We start from the raw sequence: 14,820 nt of genomic DNA, 5'->3' as shown, positions 1-14,820 counted from the left end.
TCCGAGACGGGGGGAAATGGGGGGCGTGCCCCCCGGGACCCACGGTCCCACGGCAGGGTGACGTCGACGCGTTCCTCCACGAGGACGCGCTCGTCGCGCTCGGTCTCCAGCACCGCCTGGCGGGCCTTGAGGGCCTGCCCGACGTCGCGTCGGGCGCCGCCGACACGCTTGCCCGCGTCGGCCTTGGCGGCCGGGGGCAGCGCGCCGATCTCCCGGTTGGCCAGGGCCAGCGGGGAGCGGTCCGAGGCGTGCGCGAGCCGGACCTCCTTGAGTTCTGCGAGGTCGGCGGCGGCCTCGATGGCGGCCAGCGCCTCCTCACGCATGCGGGCGACCTCGTCGGGGTGCAGGGAGGTCACCTCGACCGGGTCGAAGGAATTGTTCGGTGCAGACATGGTTGGTTGCCTCGCCGTCACCGGCCCCCCACGGAGCGGGGACCGGCGCGGCAGTCACGGTCCGCGCGGGGCGGACGAAGCCGACAGGAAAAGCACAGGCGGTTTCGGGCAGCCCGGGAAGGTCCGTCGCGGGGTCCGGGACATGCCGCGTGCGCCCACCGGGGGGCCGAAGGGTCTGAGGGCTCAGACGAACTCGGGCGTCCCGGCGGGCACGGTAAATCGGAACTCGGCGCCGCCGTTGGGGGCGCGTCCGACGGTGATCGTGCCGCCGTGGGCCTCGACGAGGCCCTTGACGATGAACAGTCCGAGGCCGGTTCCGCCACGGCGCTTCCCGCGCCAGAACTGACGGAAGACGCGCGGAACGGTCTCGGGTGCTATGCCCTGGCCTTCGTCGCGCACCGACACCGCTGCTCCTCCTTCACACGGCTCGATCACGACACTGACAGTACCAGCGCCGTGCCGCACCCCGTTTTCCACGAGGTTGGACAGGATCTGCTCCACCTTGTCGGCGTCCAGCCACATCTGCGGGAGTTCACCGCGCGTCTCGACCCGGAAACGCTCCTCGGCGTAGCCGGAGGCGACACGGCTGGCGACGAGGCGGCGCACGGCCGTCGGCAGGTCGACGACCTGGCGGCGCACCTCCAGGCGTCCGGACTCGATCCGGGAGACGTCGAGGAGGTCGTGGATGAGCCGGGTGACGCGGTCCGCGTCGGCGTTGACGGTCTCCAGCATGAACAGCTTCTGCTTGTCGGTGAGCCGTTCCCACTTGTTGAGCAGCGTGGAGGTGAAGCCCTTCACGCTGGTGAGCGGGGAGCGCAGCTCGTGCGCGACCTCGGAGACGAGGTCGGCGCGGGAGCGTTCCACCCGCGCGGAGGCGTCCCTGAGGGTGAGGACCAGGCGGACGAGGTCGCCGCCGGGGCGGGCCCGCACGTAGCGGGCGGAGACGAGGATCTCACGTTCGTCGGGCAGGCAGAGCATGCGTTCGGGCTGGCGGGTGCGTTCGCGGTCGCCGCCGTAGGGGTCGCTGGACTCCCACCAGTTGTTGCCGTCGAGCCCGTTCAGCGGGAGGGCGGCGCGGAAGTCCCGGCCGATCGCGGACGTGGCGGGGACACCGGTCAACTGCGCCGCGAGGGAGTTGAAGAGGACGATCCTGCCGCTCGCGTCGGCCACGACCACCCCGTCGGGGAGGTCGTCGGCGTGCAGGGGCGGACCGTCGGAGCCCGCCGAGGCGGTGTCGACGTCCCACAGCGCGGGCGCGGGCGTACGCCGCCGCCCGGTACGGGTGTCCGCGTCGGGGACGCCCTCCCGGTCGGTGGGGACGTCGGTGGTGTGTCCGTGCCCTGGGACGGGGTCCTGTGAGGGTCGCGCCGCCGCTCCGTCAGAGTCCTCCGCCGGTTGGCCCACGTGTCGGCCGGTGCCCACGCCTCTCCCCGCTCCCCTCCGAAGGTCCGCGACCACAGGACTCCTGGGTCGGGATCGCTGACCGGTCGTGTCCGTCCCTGAACTCCCCGGACACCACCGCAGATCTACCCTGCACTCCCACCTGGTACGCCTGGCGACCCGGGATACGGCCGCCCCCGGAGACCGGGAGACGCCGTCGGCTCGGCGCCGCCGTCCGGAGGCGGTCGGCCGCCCGCCGACCCCGGGCCCCCGCCGACACGTTCGAGCTTCGTGTGCTCACACCCTGTCGCCAAGCCCGCCGTGCCACTGCGAACACGCGCACCGTCCGACCCCTGACACGGGTCGGCCGGGGGTGGACAAGCGGGATGCGCATGAACCACCGTCGTACTGGCCCGACCCTATCGACACTCGAACCCCGTGCACGTGCATTTCGGGTGGTTGAGGCAACCTGTTACCGAGCGTGTGGGACGACCGGCACGGCACGCCGGGTCAGCCGCCCGACCGTGACGGGGAGTGACTATTCGGCCTGGTTCCGCCACGCCGAAGCGCGGTCAGGGGGCTTCCACGGAGCGGCGTCGGCACGGCGCGGCCAACCACGAAGGGCCCGCCGCGACGCTGGCCGGATCCAGCCTTTCGGGCCCGCCGTAGACCGGACACCGGCGACGCCGGCCCGGATCGGCCGCGCTCAGGCGCGGCGCTGCTGACGGGCGGTCGTGTACAGGCAGACCGCGGCCGCCGTGGCCAGGTTCAGGCTCTCGGCGGCGCCGTAGATCGGGACGCTGACCGCGCCGTCCGTCTGCTGGACGATCTCCTCGGGCAGGCCCCAGGCCTCGTTGCCGAAGACCCAGCCGACCGGGCCGTCCAGGTCGCCGTCGTCGGCCAGTTGGTGCAGATCGCGGTCGCCGCTGCCGTCCGCGGCCCATGCCTTCGCTCCGGCGCCGTGCAGGAAGTCCACGGCTCGGGCCACCGGCACCCCCACCACCACGGGCAGGTGGAACAGGCTTCCGGCGGAGGCGCGCACGCACTTGCCGTTGTAGGGGTCCACCGAGGCGTCGGTGAAGATGACGACGTCGGCTCCGGCCGCGTCGGCGGTGCGCAGGACCGTACCGGCGTTGCCGGGGTCGCGCACGTGGGAGAGGACGACGGCGAGACGCACGTCGGACACGCTCTCCAGGGGGACGTCGACGAACTCGCAGACCGCGATGACCCCCTGCGGGGTGATGGTCTGCGCCAGTTCGGACATCACGTCGAGACTGACCCGGTGGGTGGGCACGCCCGCGGTGTGGGCGGCGTCCATCAGGTCGATGTGGCGCTGCATGGCCTCCGCCGTGGCGTAGACCTCGACGACGCCGTGGGCGGTCCCGTTGTAGGGGGACCGCCCGACGCCGCCGTTGACGGCGGCCAGGGCCTCCCGTACCGCCTGCGGCCCCTCCGCGAGGAAGCGCCGCTCACGCTGACGGAAGGTGCGCTTGGCGAGCCGCCGAACCCCCTTGATCCTGGGTGACCGGACACTCGTGAACTCGTGGCTCGCCATCGCTACCCGTCTGCTTCTTCCAACTGCCCGCTAGGCCGCGGCGGTGGCGGGGAGGGCCTGCTTGGCCTTCTCCACGAGAACGGCGAAGGCGGCCTCGTCGTTGACGGCCAGCTCGGCCAGCATGCGACGGTCGACCTCGATCTCAGCCAGCTTCAGCCCCTGGATGAGACGGTTGTAGGTCAGGCCGTGAGCGCGGGAGGCGGCGTTGATGCGCTGGATCCACAGACGACGGAACTGCCCCTTGCGGTCCTTGCGGTCCCGGTAGGAGTAGGTCATCGAGTGGAGCATCTGCTCCTTGGCCTTGCGGTACAGACGCGAGCGCTGCCCGCGGTAACCACTGGCCCGGTCGAGAACGACCTTGCGCTTCTTCTTGGCGTTGAGAGCCCGCTTCACGCGTGCCACAGTGACTCCCTCATTGGTTCTTCCGGCGCGCACGGCGCGCCGACCGGTCCGGCCAGGACGCACCCAGCGACCGTGTTCGCTTCAGGTGGGTGTCCTCCGGGCGCCTCAGCGCGCCGACGGGGTCGGGCGCACGGGCTCGCCAAGGAGGACGGGTGCTCCGGTGCTACATGCCCAGGAGCTTCTTGATGTTCTTGGTGTCGGCCGGAGCGAGCTCGGCCTCCGTGCCCAGCTTGCGCTTGCGCTTGGAGGTCTTGTGCTCAAGGATGTGGTTCTTGTTGGCACGGCGGCGCATGATCTTGCCGGAGCCGGTGACCTTGAAACGGTCCTTGGCTCCGCTGTGGGACTTGTTCTTCGGCATGTCGCCGTCGTCTCCTACTCCGTCGGCGCGGCCCCCGCACAGGATGCGGGCACCGCGATTGTTCCGCCACTACGGCGGGATCCCGTCGCACACCGGTGCATCACGGACTGGTCGGGCGCAGCCCACCCCACCACCCGGTCGTCGCCTTCACGGCGTCCGGGCGGTGGGGGACTTCCCCTGGCGCCCTACGCCTGGTCGCGCTCGTCGCGGCGGGTCTTGTCCCCCGCCGCGGCGCGGGCCTCGGCCTTGTGCTCGGAACGCCGCTTGTGCGGACCGATCACCATGACCATGTTGCGGCCGTCCTGCTTGGGCTGGGACTCGACCGTTCCAAGGTCCTGGACGTCCTCGGCAAGACGTGCCAGCAGCCTGCGCCCGAGCTCGGGCCTGGACTGCTCACGGCCACGGAACATGATCGTCACCTTGACCTTGTCCCCGCTCTTGAGGAACCGAACGACGTGACCCTTCTTGGTCTCGTAGTCGTGCGGATCGATCTTCGGGCGGAGCTTGATCTCCTTGATGATCGTGTTCGACTGGTTCTTGCGCGACTCACGGGCCTTGACCGCGGACTCGTACTTGAACTTGCCGTAGTCCATCAGCTTCGCGACCGGCGGGCGCGCGGTCGGCGCGACCTCGACGAGGTCGAGGTCCGACTCCTGGGCCAGACGCAGCGCGTCCTGCACGGAGACGATTCCGACCTGCTCACCGTTGGGTCCGACGAGTCGGACCTCGGGCACCCGGATACGGTCATTGATGCGGGGCTCTGTGCTGATGAGACCCCTCCCTAGCTTTCTCGGATTACCTGGGACCGGCCGTCCACCACTCGGTGGTCGGCCTGTTCGACCGGGTCGCCCGTGCTTGTTCAGGCCACCCGCCCGCGTTGGGGTCTCACCAAAAACGAAAAACCCCGCCAGCGTGTGCAAGCGGGGCGATCCGACCGGACGTTGACGAGGGGACCGCGCACCGGGGCGCCGGAACCCGTACACGGGAGTCCGACGCGTTCGGGGCGCTGAGCCCATCGTCTGACCGGGACCCACACGGGCGCGGCCCGGTAGGTGGGAGGATCATCTCCGCTTGCGGTTCCGGCGTGTCTGGCACACCGGACCAAGTCGATGACACCCAATATAGCAGGACCCGCGACCACCGTGTCCGGTGGTCAGACCCCGGGCTGGGCGGAGCGTTGGACCAGCTCGGCCTCCCCCGCTGCCCGCATGGCGTCCACGGGGACGTCGTCCACCCCCGTCATGAGGCGGACCTGGGCGACGGCCTGGTGCAGGAGCATCGGGAAACCGCCGACCACCCGTCCGCCACGGGCCGCCACCGCCGTGGCGGCGGGGGTCGGCCACGGGGCGTAGATCACGTCGAACAGGTCCGCCCGGGAGTCCGCGATCCGCTTGGCGTACTCGTCCGCCGCCCCCGAGGGCAGCGTGGAGACCACGAGGTCGGTGTCCAGGTGGCGGTCGATCTCCGCGAGCGGGGCCACCCGGACGGGACGGCCCAGGCGCTCGGCCGCCTCCGTGACCTCGCCGGTACGCGCGGTGTCCCGGGCCAGGACGGTGACCGGTCCGGTCGCGCCCAGCTCCCGCAGCGCCGCCAGCGCGGAGGCCGCGGTGGCACCGGCGCCCAGGACGACCGTACTGGCCGGGGTCGGCACACCCGCCTCGGTCAGGGCGGTGGCGATCCCCTCCACGTCCGTGTTCAGGGCCGACCACCCCCGGTCCCGACGGACGAGGGTGTTGGCGCCGCCGACCGCCGTGGCCAGGTCGGTGACCTCGTCGGCCAGCTCCATGGCCCGGCGCTTGAGCGGCATGGTCAGGGAGAGCCCGGCCCACTCCTCGGGGTCCAGCCCGGCGAGGAAGGGCCCCAGCCCCGCCTCGTCGCACTCGACGATCCCGTACGACCAGTCCTCCAGACCGAGTGCCGCGTACGCGGCCGTGTGCAGGACCGGGGAGAGCGAGTGGGCCACCGGCGAGCCGAGGACGGCGGCGCGCGTCATTCCCCGCCCTCGCTCGATCCGCCGCCCCACGTCTCCTGGAAGCGTTCCTTGAGGACCTCGAACTCCTCGTGGGTCTCCGCGAACTCGGTGACGCCGTTGTCCGGGTCGGTGGCCACGAAGTACAGCCACTCGCCGTCGGCCGGGTCCAGGGCCGCCTCGATGGCGTCCTGACCCGGAGCGACGAACGGGCCGGGGATCAGCCCGGGGCTGTGGTAGGTGTCGAACCCACTGGTGTCCTCCCGGCACTGGGCCAGCTGGTCGTTGTTGAGCGCGATGCCGTACTCGCCGATGGCGTAGAAGCAGGTGCTGTCCATCTGGAGCGGCATGTCGATGTCCAGGCGGTTGTGCACCACGCGGGAGATCTTCGGCATGTCCTCGGCCCGGCCGCTCTCGGCCTGCACGATGGAGGCGATCGCCATGATCTCGTTGGGGTCGTACCCGAGGTCGGATCCCCGGGACTCCAGGTTCACCTGCTCAGCGACCTGCTTGTGCTGGGTGACCATGGTCCGCAGCATCGACAGGGCCTCGGTGTCGGGCTCGAAGCGGTAGGTGGACGGGAACAGGTAGCCAGCCGGACCCTCCGTCGCGTAGTCGGGCAGGTTGAGGTCGTCGGTCTGCTCGTACGCCGCCTGGAGTTCCTCCAGGCTCAGACCGGTGTTGTCGGCCAGGAGCTGGAGCATCTGGTCGGAGCGGAGCCCCTCGCGGATGGTGACCCGCCCCCCGAGCCGGTTCTCCGGGTCGAGCAGAGCCGCCACGGCGCTCTCCCCGCTCATCCCCTCGGCCAGGGAGTAGGTTCCGGGCACCAGGCCCTCTCCGCCACTCGACCTGAGGGCGTTGGTGAAGGACCGCACGCTGGCGACCACACCCTGGTCCACCAGGCTCTGGGCGACGGCGGTGCCGCTCTGACCGTTCTCGATGGCGAAGACGACCTCGCCCTCTCCTTCACCGTCGAAGTCCGGCGGGAAGACGTAGGTGCGGGCGACCGCGAAGCCACCGCCCGCGACCACGAGCAGCAGGACCAGCACGAGCAGGACCGTCATGCCCTTGCTCTTCTTACGCTTCTTCGGCTTGCCCTTGTTGAGGCGGGCGGCCTGCGCGGCCTTGGCGCGCTTGGCGCGCTTCCGGGTGGCACGGCTGTCCCCGTAGGAGGCCGCGATGTCCTCGAGGCTGTCCTCTTCGTAGAGGTCCTCCTCGGGTTCCTCCTCCACCACGGGTTCGGGCTCGGCGCGACGGCCCCGCTTGGCGCGACGGCGCCCACGACGCCCCTTGGGCTCCTCGTCCTCGGGCTCCTGCGCGAGGAAGGAGCCGGTGTCCGTGAGGTGTTCCTCGTCCTCGTCCAGATGGGACAGCTCGGCGAAGGCGCCGGTGTCGGTGACCGGAGCGGCGGCGAAGGCGCCGGACTCCTCCGGCTCCGGATCGGCCCCACGGCGGGCGCGCCGACGGCCGCGACGGCCGGTCGGCTCCTCGGGCTCGGGTTCGGGTTCGGGTTCACGGGCCCGGAACGGACCGGTGTCCTCGGGGTTCTCCTCGGCCGCGCGGCGGGCACGACGGCGACCGCGGCGGCCGGTCGGTTCCTCGTCCTCGGGCTCGAGCGCACGGAAGGCGCCCGTGTCGCGCACCGGCTCCGGCTGGGGCTCCTGGGCACGCCTGCGACGGGCCCGGCGTCCCTGGGGCTCCTCCTCGGGAGGATCGGTGAGGAAGCCGGGGGCGGGTTCGTCGGCGTCGTCGCCCCAGAAGACGGAGCGCGGCTCGGCGGGCTCCTCGGCGCGGGCGCGACGGGCCCTGCGGGGAGGTTGTTCCTGTGCGGGGGGCTCGGCGGGGGGCTGGGGGGCCCCGGTTCCGCGTGCCGGGTTCTGGGCACCGCCCAGGTTGGCCAGGGCCGCCAGGGCGTCCTGGGTCGCGTCGGGACTGGGGCGCTGGTGGCTACCGGTGTCCGAGGGGGAACCCTGGGCGGGTCGCTGGGAGGTCTGTCCGCCGCGTGCGGCCCGGCCGCCGCGCAGGGCGTCGGCCGCGCCGAAGCGTCGGGGCTGGGCCGTCTGGGGGTCGCCGTTCCACGGCGTCTCGTCCGCAGGGGGTTCGGCCCTGCGACGGCGGCCCGGGGCGGGTCCGGTCCGGCCCGGGTCGGACTCACCCGGTGCGGGGGACGCGTACCGGGGGGCGCGGACGTCACCGGTGGGGGGTCCCGTGTGTCCGAACCCACCCGTCCCGGGCTCCTCGGGCCAGGGGTTGGACCGGGGCTCGGGACGCGCGCGTCGGCCGCGTGACGGCGGCTGCGCGGGCAGCGGGTCGGACAGCGGGTCGTAGTCGTAGCCGCCCTCACGGTCGGCACGGCCACGGTAGGGATCGGGGTGGTCATCCCTGTCGGTCATGAATCTCCCTGGCTTGCACGGACGGTCTCGCCCGGGGGATGGCCTGTCGACCGTTCCTGGTCCAAGGCGCTCTGCAAGAGCACGGTGGCGGCCGCCTGGTCGATGACCGAGCGGCGGGCCCGGCCACCCTTCGCGCCCTTCTTTCCGAAGGAGGCACCGGAGAGCAGCTGTCCCTGGGCGGTCACCGTGGTGAGTCGTTCGTCCACGAGCCGGACGGGGACGGGGTCGAGGAGTCGGGCCAGGGTGTTCGCGAACTCGCGCGCGGACCGGGCCGCCGGTCCCTCCTGGCCGGACAGGGAAGCAGGGTAGCCCACGACGACCTCGCGGGCCTCCTTCTCCAGGACGAGGAGGGCGATGCGCTGGACGTCGCCCCTGCCTCGCGGGATGGTCTCGACCGGACTGGCCAGTACGCCGCTCGGGTCGCTGGCGGCGACTCCGATACGCGCGTTGCCCGGGTCGATGGCCAGGCGCACACCGTGTCTCACGAGGACGCCTCCTCCTGCCTGGGGGCGCTGCTCGCGCGGGCGGCCGTGCCGTCGACGGCACAGCACCGCTGCTGGGAAATCCTCAACACGGTGGTCCTGTTCATCAGCTGGATCGCGGGAATCTCCGCGCAGACAGCCATGTGATCGGCTGTGACGCGCCACAGTATGCCCGATTCGATGACGGTGCGCAGCCTCACGCATGGAACGCTCCCGGTCGCGCGGGGACGGGCCTCAGGCCTCGGGTCTGCCGTGGCGACGGGGACCGGGGAGCACACGTACCGTCCGAGTGTAGGTCACGGTGGTCACGTGCCTGGTACGGGCCCGGGGCGCCCGGCCCTCCGGCCGTGGCGTGAGTCGGAGCGGGCCCCGGTGCCGGGAGAACCGTCAGCTTGGTCACATGGGGAAACTGTACGGACATGAGCGGCGACACGGGGGCATTGGCCGTTCCGGTGTGGCGGGACGCGGGCCGCGCCCCGTGTGACCCGAAGGTCCACGGGGCGCGGCCGGACCGGCCGGTCGCCCGGGCGTCTAGGCGCCCGCGACACGCGCCTCCACGGCGCGCAGGGCCTCGTCCACCTTGCTCGCGTCGGTGCCGCCGCCCTGGGCGATGTCGGGCTTGCCGCCGCCACCGCCGCCGAGGGCGCGGGCCGCGACGCCCACGAGATCGCCCGCCTTGATCCCGGCCTTCTGGGCGGCCTTGTTCGCGGCGATCACGACCACGGGACGGTCCTTCGGCACGGCGGTCATGGCCACGACCACGGGCTCGTCCTCACCGAGGCGTCCGCGCACGTCCAGGACCAGCTTGCGCAGGTCGTCACCGCTGGCACCCTCGGGAGCCTCGGCGGCCACGACACGGGCGGAGCCGTGGCGGCGGGCGCCCGCCGCGAGGTCGCCCGCCGCCTGGAGCACCTGGGCCGCGCGGAGCTTCTCGATCTCCTTCTCGGCGGCGCGCAGCCGCGAGACCATCGTGTCGATCCGCTCGGGCAGTTCCTCACGCGGGGTCTTGAGCTGCTCGGAGAGCTGCCCGACCAGCGCCGACTCCTTGGACAGGCGCTTGAACGCGTCCACGCCCACGGCCGCCTCGACGCGGCGCACGCCCGAGCCGATGGAGGACTCCCCCAGCAGCTTGACGATGCCGAGCCTGGCGGTGGAGCCCACGTGCGTGCCGCCGCAGAGCTCGACGGAGTAGTCGCTCATCTCCACGACCCGCACGCGGTCGCCGTACTTCTCGCCGAACATGGCCAGGGCGCCCATCTTGAGTGCCTCGTCCAGGCTCTTCTCCTCGGTCCGGACCGCGATGTCCCCGGCGAGGACGGTGTTGACCTCCTCCTCGACCTCGGCCAGGCGCTCCCCGCCCAGCGCGTTGTCGGCGGTGAAGTCGAACCGCAGCTGGCCGGGACGGTTCTCCGAACCGGCCTGTCCGGCGGAGGGGCCGATCGCGTTGCGCAGCGCGGAGTGGATCAGGTGGGTGGCCGAGTGGGACCGTTCGATGGCGTGGCGGCGGCCGGTGTCGATCGCGGCGTGCACGGTGTCGTCCAGGACGACCTCTCCCGAGCGCACGGTGCCCCGGTGCACGAACAGACCGGGGAGCGGCTTCTGGACGTCCTCGACGTCCACGACGCCGCGCCCGTCGACGGTCAGGGTCCCGGTGTCCGCGAGCTGGCCGCCGCTCTCACCGTAGAACGGGGTGCGGTCCAGGACGATCTCGACCTTGTCGCCCGCGCGGGCGGCCGGGACCCCGGCACCGTCCACCACGATGCCCCGGACGCGGGAGTCGCTCTCGGACTCCGTGTAGCCGAGGAACTCGGTGTTCCCCGCGTTCTCGTGCATCTGGGCGTAGAGGGAGATGTCGGCGTTGCCGAGCTTCTTCGCCTTGGCGTCGGCCTTGGCGGTGTCCTTCTGCCGCTGCATGAGCTCGCGGAACGATCCCTCGTCCACGCTCAGGCCCTGCTCGGCCGCCATCTCCAGGGTGAGGTCGATGGGGAAGCCGTAGGTGTCGTGGAGCTGGAAGGCGTCCACGCCCGAGAACACGGTCCCGCCCGCGGCGCGGGTGCGCTCGGCGGCGCGGCCGAAGAGCGTGGTGCCCGCGCGGAGGGTGTCCGCGAAGTTGCGCTCCTCGTTGTCGATCACGCCGTGGATGACGTCGGCCTTGTCGAGCAGGTCCGGGTAGATGTCCTTCATCGCGTCGATGCTGACGTCGGTCAGCTCGTGGAGGAAGAAGGACTCGGTGCCCGAGAGCAGGCGGAGGTTGCGGATCGAGCGGCGCAGGATGCGGCGCAGGACGTACCCGGCCTTCTCGTTGCCGGGCTTCACGCCGTCCCCGACGAGCATGACGGCGCTGCGCACGTGGTCCGCGACCACGCGGAGCATGACGTCCTGGTCGTGGTCGTCACCGTAGGAGGTGCCGGTCAGCTCGGCGGCGCGGTGCAGCACGCGGCCGATGATGTCGGTCTCGTAGATGTTGTCGACGCCCTGGAGAACCGCCGCGAGGCGCTCCAGGCCCAGGCCGGTGTCGATGTTCTTCTTCGGCAGCTCACCGAGGATCGGGTACTCCTTGCCGGAGCCCTCTCCCCGCTCGTACTGCATGAAGACGAGGTTCCAGATCTCGATGTAGCGGTTCTCGTCCGCCTCGGGACCGCCCTCGATGCCGTACTCGGGGCCGCGGTCGTAGAAGATCTCGGAGCAGGGGCCGCAGGGACCGGGCACGCCCATGTCCCAGTAGTTCTCCTCCTTGCCCATGCGCTGGATGCGCTCGGGCCGGACCCCGACCTTGTCACGCCAGATCGACGCGGCCTCGTCGTCGTCGAGGTAGACGGTCACCCACAGTCTGTCGGGGTCGATCCCGAAGCCGCCCTCGGACACCGGGGTGGTGACGAGCTCCCACGCCAGCGGGATCGCTCGCTCCTTGAAGTAGTCGCCGAAGGAGAAGTTGCCCAGCATCTGGAAGAAGGTGGCGTGCCGGGAGGTCTTGCCGACCTCCTCGATGTCCTTGGTGCGGATGCACTTCTGGACGCTGGTGGCGGTGCTGAAGGAGGGAGTGCGCTGACCCAGGAAGTAGGGCTTGAAGGGGACCATGCCCGCTGGCACCAGCAGCAGCGTCGGGTCCTCGGCGATCAGGCTTGCCGAGGGCACCACGGTGTGTCCGTTCTTCTCGAAGAAACTGAGGAAGCGGCGCGCGATCTCTGCCGTCTCCATTGATGCCCTCCTGTGCTTGGCTCCGCCGCGAGGTGGCGGCGGGGTTGTCCCTGGGCGGGACCGTGGTCACGCGTGGTCGGTAGGGGCCCATCGTAGAGGGGACCGCCACGCCCGCGCGCATGGTTTGCAGTGGCCGCCGAGGACCCGCACCGTTGAGGACAACGGCGTCGGTCCGGCCATTCCAAGGCTATCGCCGCTGGCCACCGACGCATCCCCGTACGGGCTCCGGGGGCGGGTGCGCGAACGCCGAGGGGCCCGGCGGTCTCCCGCCGGGCCCCTCACCGGTCGCTCCGGTCTCCGCCGGATCGACCGGCCGTGACGTGCGCGTCTAGGCGCCGTAGAACTGACGCACCCGCGGGGCGAACATGAGCCCGGTCATCGTGGCGTGGAACGCCAGCGGGATCAGCGAGGAGGGAGACTCCTCCATCACGATCGAGGCGACCACGTTGAGCACCAGGACGAGCGCGGCGACGATGTTGAAGACGACCACACCCCAGTAGACGCCCTTCGAGCGCTTGCCCATCTTGGCGGCCAGCGTCGTCGAGACGATGCCGTAGACGAGGGGGATCAGGGCGACGACGGCGCCGAGTGCTCCGAAGACACCGATCATGCCGGCCATCTCGGCGCTGTCCACCTCGGGCGAGCTTCCGGCGGCGGCGCCCAGGCCCACCCCGAACAGGACCAGCGCGCCGAGCAGCAGGCCGAAGAGGATGCCGACCGGACCGCCGATGAACATCAGCACCCGGACCGTGGTGGCCTGGCCCGGCATGGCGTCGGGGACGCCGGGGGCGCCGTGGAAGTGCGGGGGCGGGATCGGAGCACCGGGGGCGCCGCCGTAGGGGTGGCCGGGGCCGGGGCCGTGCGGCATCGGCTGCTGCGGGTAGCCGTAGCCGCCCTGCTGCTGGTGCTGCGGGGGCTGACCCTGACCATAGGGCTGGTTGGGGCCGGAGGGAGGTGAGGGATACACCTTGGTCCTCTCTGAGAAGTGTGGGGACGGCGGGAAGGCTCTACAGAGACAGACCCGGGGGAACGACGGGGGCCGGGACGGTCGGGACCGTCCCGGATCTCAGTAGCCCGCGCGGGGACCGGCGGACGCGGGCGTGTAGTACGCGCGGGTCGCCGGAACCACCATCAGGACAATCATGCCGACCGCGAAGAGCAGCGGGATGATCGCTCCGATGGCGCCGGTGAACAGGTTCACGACCAGCAGGAGCGCGGCCAGGCTCTGGAAGACGACGATCGACCAGAGGATGCCACCGCTGCGCCGGCCCATGAACGAGGCGAGCGCGGTGGAGACGATGCCGTACACGAGCATGACGCCACCGATGATCGCCATGACGACGACGACCTCGGCCGGGTCGACGTGGACGCCCGACCCCTGCATGCCCTCGGTGAAGCCCTGGGCGAACTCGCCGTCACCACCGGCCGCGAGGCCGATCAGGAGGACGAGACCACCCATGAGCAGGCCGAACACACCGCCGATGAACATGAGCACGCGCACCGTGATCGCGGTGCCGGGCATCTTGTCCGGGGCCTGCGGAACGCCGGGGTATCCGTACTGCCCCTGGTTGTAGGGGTCGTGACCCCCGGGGGCGGGGCCCTGGGGCGGTTGTGGCGGGTACATGGCGCTTCCTCCGTGTTGCACTGGTTCGTCAACCCTACAGACGCGCGTCAGGGGCTGGCGGTTCGCGATTTCGGGTCACATATCTGACCCGTTCGGGCCCCGTCCGGTTCCCTCGTTGTCCCAGGTTGTTCCCGTCGCGACCGGTTGCTACCCGCGCTCGGCCCGCCCCGGGGGCGCGGCGTCGGCGGAGCGGAGCGCCCGGGGCTCGGGTGCGTACCGGCGCAGCAGCTCCGCCTCCTCCTCCCGGACCGCCTCCGCGAGGTCCTCGTTGAGCTCCTGGAGGGCGCCCCGGTACTCACTGACCCGCCCCTCGACGCGGTCGGCAATCCCTCCGGGCGTCAGCGACCGCCGGGCCCGGTTCACCCGGTGCACCACGTAGCCGCCGATCGCGGCACCGGCGGCGAGGTAGACCAGTCGGCCGATCACCGGTTCTCCTTCCTCTTGCGCCCGCGCACCACGGCCAGGGCCTTGCGACGGCCCAGGACCTGGCGGACGGCGTAGGAGAACGAGGCGATCCGTACCAGCGGGCCGGTGAACACCGACCGGGTGAGCGCGGTCATGGTGGACACGTCCTCCGAGGAGGCCTGGACGTTGGCGGTGATCTCCTCCACCCGCTCCAGTGACGTGTTGGTGCGCTCCACCGTGGAGGCCATGTCGTCCAGCAGCGGCGGGGTCCGGTCCCCCACTTCGGAGACGACCTTGGTGGTCTCGTTGATGAGCTTGATCAGTTTGACGAGCGCCACGCACATGAACGTGGCCAGCACCGCCCAGACCACCGCTGCGACGAGCGCGGCGACCTCTCCTCCGGTCAGCATGAAGGCTCCGTAGGGCAGATAGAGGGTTGCTTCGAGGACGTGCGGACGGTCCCCGCGCGCTCGGGCGCGCGGCGGGCACCGTGGGCGGGTTCGGGGGCCAGCGATCGCGCCGGGTCGGGGCTCCCGATCCGCGTCCGCCGCCGCTGCCGTTGAGGGCCGGGCGGCGGGTTTCGGCTGACCCTATCGCGTCCGGTGTCGGGGCGCGTGGGCGCGCCACGGTGTGGCAGACGGTGGTGACCGTCACGTGTCCGA

General features: G+C 71.5%; 14 protein-coding genes and 1 pseudogene. 1 reads left to right on the top strand and 14 read right to left on the bottom strand.

Going from position 1 to position 14,820, the window contains the following annotated elements; translation table 11 throughout:
- From ACRWK8_RS25220 to ruvX, 9 genes and pseudogenes are all read right to left on the bottom strand, one after another.
- Positions 1–392, bottom strand: a pseudogene (locus tag ACRWK8_RS25220) (phenylalanine--tRNA ligase subunit alpha); the annotation flags it as partial.
- A 183-nt stretch (positions 393–575) separates the two neighbouring features.
- Positions 576–1,814, bottom strand: coding sequence for a sensor histidine kinase (locus tag ACRWK8_RS25215; RefSeq protein ID WP_378747129.1), 1,239 nt, complete (start codon positions 1,812–1,814; stop codon positions 576–578).
- Between the two features lie 664 nt (positions 1,815–2,478).
- The gene (locus ACRWK8_RS25210; RefSeq protein ID WP_378747134.1) at positions 2,479–3,327 is read right to left on the bottom strand and encodes a TrmH family RNA methyltransferase; all 849 of its coding nucleotides are present in this window, start codon (positions 3,325–3,327) and stop codon (positions 2,479–2,481) included.
- Positions 3,328–3,357: 30 nt separating this feature from the next.
- Positions 3,358–3,729: a 50S ribosomal protein L20 gene (gene rplT / locus ACRWK8_RS25205; RefSeq protein ID WP_357766205.1), complete on the bottom strand. Its 372-nt coding sequence runs from the start codon at positions 3,727–3,729 to the stop codon at positions 3,358–3,360.
- 163 nt (positions 3,730–3,892) lie between these two features.
- Complete coding sequence (gene rpmI, locus ACRWK8_RS25200; protein WP_017583949.1) at positions 3,893–4,087, bottom strand: 50S ribosomal protein L35; 195 nt, start codon at positions 4,085–4,087, stop codon at positions 3,893–3,895.
- 185 nt (positions 4,088–4,272) lie between these two features.
- A complete protein-coding gene (gene infC / locus ACRWK8_RS25195) occupies positions 4,273–4,839 on the bottom strand; it encodes a translation initiation factor IF-3 (protein WP_255421507.1) in 567 nt (188 codons plus the stop codon).
- 401 nt (positions 4,840–5,240) lie between these two features.
- A complete protein-coding gene (locus ACRWK8_RS25190) occupies positions 5,241–6,080 on the bottom strand; it encodes a shikimate dehydrogenase (RefSeq protein WP_431873070.1) in 840 nt (279 codons plus the stop codon).
- Entirely contained in the window at positions 6,077–8,449 is a 2,373-nt protein-coding gene (gene mltG, locus ACRWK8_RS25185) for an endolytic transglycosylase MltG (RefSeq protein ID WP_431873069.1), read from the bottom strand. Before mltG ends, ACRWK8_RS25190 begins: the two co-directional genes overlap by 4 nt.
- Entirely contained in the window at positions 8,446–8,934 is a 489-nt protein-coding gene (ruvX, locus tag ACRWK8_RS25180; protein ID WP_378747144.1) for a Holliday junction resolvase RuvX, read from the bottom strand. Before ruvX ends, mltG begins: the two co-directional genes overlap by 4 nt.
- Here ruvX and ACRWK8_RS25175 point away from each other — a divergent pair.
- A complete protein-coding gene (locus ACRWK8_RS25175; RefSeq protein ID WP_378747145.1) occupies positions 8,926–9,078 on the top strand; it encodes a hypothetical protein in 153 nt (50 codons plus the stop codon). The two genes, ruvX and ACRWK8_RS25175, sit on opposite strands and share 9 nt — an antisense overlap.
- Positions 9,079–9,462: 384 nt before the next feature.
- Here ACRWK8_RS25175 and alaS read toward each other — a convergent pair whose 3' ends face one another.
- The 5 genes from alaS to ACRWK8_RS25150 form a co-directional block, all read right to left on the bottom strand.
- Positions 9,463–12,129 (bottom strand): alanine--tRNA ligase, encoded by a 2,667-nt coding sequence (gene alaS, locus ACRWK8_RS25170; RefSeq protein ID WP_378747147.1) that lies wholly within the window; start codon positions 12,127–12,129, stop codon positions 9,463–9,465.
- Positions 12,130–12,457: 328 nt separating this feature from the next.
- Positions 12,458–13,096, bottom strand: a complete 639-nt coding sequence (locus tag ACRWK8_RS25165; RefSeq protein WP_431873068.1) for a hypothetical protein — start codon at positions 13,094–13,096, stop codon at positions 12,458–12,460.
- A 99-nt stretch (positions 13,097–13,195) separates the two neighbouring features.
- Entirely contained in the window at positions 13,196–13,753 is a 558-nt protein-coding gene (locus tag ACRWK8_RS25160) for a hypothetical protein (RefSeq protein WP_431873067.1), read from the bottom strand.
- A gap of 147 nt (positions 13,754–13,900) precedes the next feature.
- A complete protein-coding gene (locus tag ACRWK8_RS25155) occupies positions 13,901–14,179 on the bottom strand; it encodes a hypothetical protein (RefSeq protein ID WP_378747150.1) in 279 nt (92 codons plus the stop codon).
- Complete coding sequence (locus ACRWK8_RS25150) at positions 14,176–14,568, bottom strand: DUF948 domain-containing protein (RefSeq protein WP_378747153.1); 393 nt, start codon at positions 14,566–14,568, stop codon at positions 14,176–14,178. The genes ACRWK8_RS25155 and ACRWK8_RS25150 overlap by 4 nt, the downstream gene beginning before the upstream one ends.
- Positions 14,569–14,820 lie beyond the last annotated feature (252 nt).

It is taken from the genome of Nocardiopsis eucommiae (genome assembly GCF_965344335.1).
GTDB lineage: Bacteria > Actinomycetota > Actinomycetes > Streptosporangiales > Streptosporangiaceae > Nocardiopsis > Nocardiopsis eucommiae.
The sequence above is the reverse complement of the archived record's forward strand: the minus strand, read 5'-3'. Positions and strand labels throughout refer to the sequence as shown.